Origin of the sequence: Candidatus Propionivibrio aalborgensis, assembly GCF_900089945.1 — a bacterium.
GTDB classification, from domain to species: Bacteria; Pseudomonadota; Gammaproteobacteria; order Burkholderiales; family Rhodocyclaceae; genus Propionivibrio; species Propionivibrio aalborgensis.
The window spans coordinates 1-5,598 of record NZ_FLQY01000157.1 but is presented as its reverse complement, the minus strand read 5'-3'; the positions used below and the strand labels follow the sequence as shown (position 1 = coordinate 5,598).

General features: G+C 56.6%; 4 protein-coding genes. All 4 read left to right on the top strand.

Annotated features, from left to right (window positions below; translation table 11 throughout):
- On the top strand, positions 1-672 hold a 672-nt coding region (locus PROAA_RS08915; RefSeq protein WP_222102178.1), incomplete at its 5' end, for a hypothetical protein.
- Positions 672-926, top strand: a complete 255-nt coding sequence (locus tag PROAA_RS08910) for a phosphopantetheine-binding protein (RefSeq protein ID WP_186411011.1) — start codon at positions 672-674, stop codon at positions 924-926. The genes PROAA_RS08915 and PROAA_RS08910, both read left to right, overlap by 1 nt.
- Positions 927-1,238: 312 nt before the next feature.
- A complete protein-coding gene (locus PROAA_RS08905) occupies positions 1,239-5,339 on the top strand; it encodes a DUF748 domain-containing protein (protein ID WP_483771112.1) in 4,101 nt (1,366 codons plus the stop codon).
- On the top strand, positions 5,336-5,598 hold a 263-nt coding region (locus PROAA_RS08900), incomplete at its 3' end, for a hypothetical protein (RefSeq protein WP_222102177.1). The genes PROAA_RS08905 and PROAA_RS08900, both read left to right, overlap by 4 nt.

The window sequence follows — 5,598 nt, the reverse complement described above, 5'->3', positions numbered from 1 at the left end:
AGTTGGGTATTCGAGGAGCAGATGCAAATACCGAGCGTAGAAGTAGCGCTGGATGCATTCCTAAGCCATCAGCCCTACCCGATTGCGATCGGCTGGCATTGTCTAATCCTGTCGACGGCGAAATACGCTCTGAAAATCGCATACTGGTCCGCTCTGTTCATCGGCATCGCCCGTTTGGCCGGCTACAGGTTGCCACGTGGCTGTTGGCGGCCACTCGAATCAAGAACCCTGATGGAGTATTTCAATCGGTTTCACTACTATTTCAAGGAACTGCTCGTCGATTTTTTCTTCGTCCCAACATTCTTCACGATGTTCCGGAGTTACCCGCGTCTGAGGATGTTCTTCGCGACCTTCATGGCCGCAGGGGTGGGCAACGCCCTGTGGCATTTTCTCCGGCAAATCGATAGCGTTGCCAAGATGGGGCTAGTTGGTGCCATTGAAAGCTTCACCAGCTACCTCTTCTACTGTGCGGTATTGGCGACGGGTATCGGCATATCACAGGTCCGTGCGAGCGTGGGGATTCGCCCCCCGACCAGTATTTTCGGAAGGTTATATTCCATCCTGTTCGTATGGTCGTTCGTTGTATGCTTGCATGTTTTTGGTGGTGAAGCGTTCACTCACACACTGCTTGAACGACTCTTGTTCATGGCAAGCCTTTTTGGAGTCGCTTGATGGAATTAGACGCAAAGCAGAAATTACGTGAATTTCTCACAAAAGCCTTGGAGAACCACCGCGATCACAAAGGGTTTGCTGATAGTGAGTCACTGTTTGTCAGCGGTCGGCTGGATTCGTTCTCGATGATGACTCTGGTCATGTATCTCGAAGAGGCCTTTGGCCTGGATTTTTCCGATTTCGAGTTTGACGTGAATCTCGTCGATTCAGTAAATGAAATTGAGGCGCTGGTTGATTCGAAACTGACCGCCTGAATGCCCGTGTCGGATCGATCTGTCTCGCGCACCGGAACGCCTCAAGGATTGTGTTGTCGATACCAATCCACTACAGAAATCAAGCGTAGGCTGCCGCTACGTTAGCTGCGTCCATGCGACCCCACATCGAGCAACACGAAGATATCCTCGGCGCCTAGTGGGGCGTCGCCGAAATCGGCCAAACCAGTCCCGCGTCTTGGGCTGAAACTTTGGCTTTCCAACGTTCAAAGCTAGCGCGAAGACCTTCGCCTTGTTGCACGCTGACCACAAACATGCAGGATCGGCCAACCTCCGTACCGTGAAACCCCAACTATGCCTGACAGGATGCGAAGAGTTCTTTTGAGCAAACCGGTGTGCGCCACCGTGCTGCTGTTCGCGCTCTATCTGATCTTTGGCTTCTTCGCCTTGCCGGCAATCGTCAAGTGGCAGATCGAGAAACAGGTGCCCGAAAAACTTGGACACCCGATAAGCGTCGGCGAGGTACGCTGCAATCCCCTACTGTTGACGTTCGAAGTCGGCGATCTCGTTCTCTCTAACACCGAAGGTTCACCAATACTGAGCTTCAAGCGCTTGCAGATCGATTTCGCTATGCGCAGCGTCGTCGATCAAGCGTGGACCTTTTCGCTCGCCTCTCTTGAGGCACCGGTCGCGCGCCTGAATTTCGACAAGGAAGGGCGACATAGCTTCAGCGCACTGCTCGAACGACTGATCGCCGACGAACCGGAATCGCAGGATTCGCCTTTACCGCGATTTGTGGTATCCAGGCTTTCGCTGAGCGATGGTCGCCTTGAGATCTCGGATGAATTTCTCGACGAGCCGCTGGTGGCACACATCGAACCTCTTTCGGTAGATATCAGCAATCTTTCGAGCCTTCACGCTCAGCCGGCACACTATCGGTTATCGGTGCGAACACGCCTTGGTGAAACACTCGACGCGAGTGGCGAGCTGACGCTGGACCCGTTCGCTTCGAATGGGGAAGTTGCGCTAGGCAACCTCAAGGCGGTAACGCTGGCTGCAAGCCTTTCGCGTCTGTTCAGGCTCGATTCCCTCGCAGGCAATATCAGCGCCGCCGCCAGCTACGATTTGGCGCTTGATCAGAACGGGGCGATTGCCGGAACCGTACATGATGTTGCTCTCGAAATCGCCGAATTTTCCTTGAGTGCCCCTGGCGTGCCCTCACCACTGTTGGCATTCGAGGCATTCGCCCTGAAGCAAGGACGAGTCGACCTGGCTGCACACCAAATCAGCTTGGCGAGCGTCAGCTTAACGAAGGGCCGTGTCGCCGCTGTGCAGGACGACCATGGCAACGTGGACTGGGTAAGACTGGTGCTCCCGGCTTCGGCTGCTGCGGCGTTTGAACCGCCCCCGACGAATGCCGTCTCCGAATCAGCCCACAAGGAGGCAAACGCAACGGCCACAACTCTCGCAAAACCGTGGCGAATCTCGGCAACCGACGCAGAGGTGTCGGAGATGGCATTGAGCTTCTCCGACGCGGCAAACAAGCTGAAAGTGCAGCTTGCAAGTGTGTCTCTGGATACGGCCCCGAGCGCTGAATTCGGCCCGGCCGGATTGAGTTTCGTGCTGAACCACCCGCGGCTCACGATCTCCGGGGCGCAACTGAAAAGCGGTTCGGACTCGTTGGGCGTCTCTGAAGTGGTCATCGAAGCCGGCCAGACCCGGTTCGTTGCTGCAGATACTCAGCTCAAACTCGGGATTGATGAGCCGCACAGCACTTTGAGCGCTGTCCAGCTCCAGCTTGGCGGTGACACTATGGAAATTGGCCGCTCGGAGATCGCCAGCGACACGCTGTCACTGACTCAGGACGGCGGTGACACCAGGATCGAGGCCACTGTTGTGCGAACGGCACTCTCGAATTTCCAGGCCCAGAGAAACACCAATCGGATCAACGTCCGCGACGCATCATTCGCAACACGTTCAATCAGCTTTGCAAACGGTGTTGATGCGCGTTTCGACGATGTAACGTTGAAACTCAAGTCGGCCGATGTCGCGGCGCTCGACCCCCCGGCCGGGACCGGTGGCGCGTCAGCGGCGGATTTTGGCGCCAAATCCCTCCGCATTGCATTCGCTGACGGGCCGCTCGATGTTACTGGCGACGGTCTGAGCGCAAGCTTGTCGGACGCCGTGATGCGCAGTCCCGATGATGCAAGCGAAATGCTGCGCTTGAGTAGTGTGGCGCTGAGTGGAGGCGTTTTCAAACTGGAGGATCGGCTGATGACTGCCGAATCGCTCGTTCTGGCCAATGGCAAGACGCGAATTGGACTTGATGCCCAAGGAAATTTTGCCGGTCTGAATGTGAGTCGCAAGGCTTTGGAAATGGCAGATCCTGACGCGCAGCCCGACACCGCCCGCACGACAGCACAGAGCAGGCAGGAGCAGGCCCGCGCCTGGCGGCTGGCGCTGAAGTCAGCCAAAGCTGCTGACATCGCGGTCGGTTTCGAGGATCACCGCCTCACGCCTCCGATGACCCTCGGTTTGAATGTACTCCGCGGTGAAGCGAAGGATTTTTCCACTTCGAGTGCGTCGCCGATGTCCCTCGATATCAAGGCTCGCCTCGATAGTGGGGGCGACATCGCGGCCAGCGGAAACGTTCATGCAGATGGTGGCACTTCAGACCTGAAAATCAGTTTGGCCGGTGTCGAACTGGTCCCCGCGCAAGCGTATCTGTCGGAATTCGCCAAGCTGAAACTTGTCTCCGGCACCCTCTCGGGGTCTGGGCGATTGAGGTACAACAACCCGACAGGCTCCCGATTGGCTTATGAGGGCAGCGTTGCGCTTGACCGGTTGCTGCTCGAAGAGATCCAACCGAAGAGAACATTCCTTTCCTGGGATTCAGTTGCCAGCGACGATATCGTTGTGACACTGGAGCCGAATCGCCTGGACATCGGCGAGTTGCGGGTCGATAGGCCGTCCGGACGTTTGATTATCGCCGCAGACCAGTCGGTCAATCTGATGGATGTGCTGCGACAGCCGAACAAGAATGATGCGACGGAAGAACAGAAGGCTATTCAAGTTTCGGGCGACAAGGCGCCTGCCGACGAGCAACAGGATGACATTCAGGCGCAAATCGTGGAACGCGATCTGTTCCCGTTCACGATCGCTTTCGTACGGGTGTCCGGAGGCACGCTCGAATTTGCGGATCAGAGCCTGCGTCCTCAGTTCGGCACGCGAATGCACGAGTTGAAGGGAGTTATCACCGGGATCGGAAGCGATCCGAATCATGGCGCCAAGGTGCAACTTGACGCCCGTGTCGACAAATATGGATCGGCAAAGATCCGCGGCCAGATCAGCATACTGAAGCCCGAGAGATTTACCGAAATCGACATGACTTTCCGTAACCTTGAAATGACCTCGCTCTCACCCTACGTCGCGAAATTTGCCGGTTACAGCATCGCTTCCGGGAGGCTCGCAATGGATCTTCAATATCGCGTCAAGAGCGGTCACCTGCAGGGTGAGAACAAGATCGTCCTCAAACAGGTTGAGCTTGGCGAGAAAGTCGAAAGTCCGCAAGCCCTGGATCTGCCGCTCGAACTGGCCCTGGCTATTCTGAAGGATTCCAGAGGGGTAATTGATGTCGAACTGCCCGTCAGCGGAGACTTGAACGACCCGCAGTTCGATTACGGTGCGGTAATCGGCAAAGCCATCGGAAACCTGCTCGGCAGCGTCATTTTGGCACCATTCAAGGCGCTCGGCGCACTGTTTGGCTCCGGCGACGAGAAGCTCGACAGTATCGATTTTGAACCCGGAAGCGCTGACATCGCCCCTCCCGAACGTCAGAAATTGGGCACTGTCGCGCGCGCGCTCAAGGCTCGCCCGTCCTTGACTCTGATCGTACCGCCGACCTACGCTGCCAATATGGACACGGTTGCGCTGAAATCACGTGCAGTTCGCAGTGAAATTGTGCAGCGCATGGGCATCGAGTTGATCCGCGGTGAGGACCCGGGCCCGATCGACACGTCGAACCCACGTGTTCAGCACGCGATCGAAGAGATGTTTATCCAACACTACGCACCGGAGGTTCTGTCCACGCTAAAACGCAAAGCGCTTCAAAGTGAGACCATGATCGGCGATCCATACGTTCCAGCCGGCGAATCCGGCCCGCGCGATGCAACGCAAACCGGCAAACCCATGTCAGACCCATTGCCGGCGTTCTATCAAGGTCTTGTTGATCGCCTGATCACTGAGGAGGCCGTCTCCGAGGAGATGCTCTTGCAACTGGCGGCTAGACGCAGTGATGCGATCATCGCTGAACTAGTGTTGACCGGCGGCATTCCCGCCGCACGAATCGTTCCCGGGCCATTGGACAAGTCAGCCCAGGCAAACACAATGAACGAATCGAATGGAGTGAATGAACGAGCCGTTACCTTGCGGCTACAACTTGAGGTCAGCAAATGAAACAAAATGCAAAAGCGCTTTATGGCCGATTCGAGAAGTCGGTCTGGGGCGTGGCGGAGACGCCGCTTCCGCTCTGGAAGGAGCGCGCCCAACGAGGCTTGCGTACCGTGTTTATCTTGACACGTGACTTGGTGGGCGGTCAGCTCACGCTACGCGCCATGAGTCTGGTGTACACCACGCTGCTGTCGATCGTACCGTTGCTGGCACTGAGTTTCTCGGTGCTCAAGGCCTTCGGCGTCTATAACCAGATTGAGCCCAT

Bases quoted from the DNA above. Each gene is read 5' to 3' on its own strand.
- PROAA_RS08905 (WP_483771112.1), top strand. From the start codon at position 1,239: ATGCCTGACAGGATGCGAAGAGTTCTTTTGAGCAAACCGGTGTGCGCC.
- PROAA_RS08910 (WP_186411011.1), top strand. From the start codon at position 672: ATGGAATTAGACGCAAAGCAGAAATTACGTGAATTTCTCACAAAAGCC.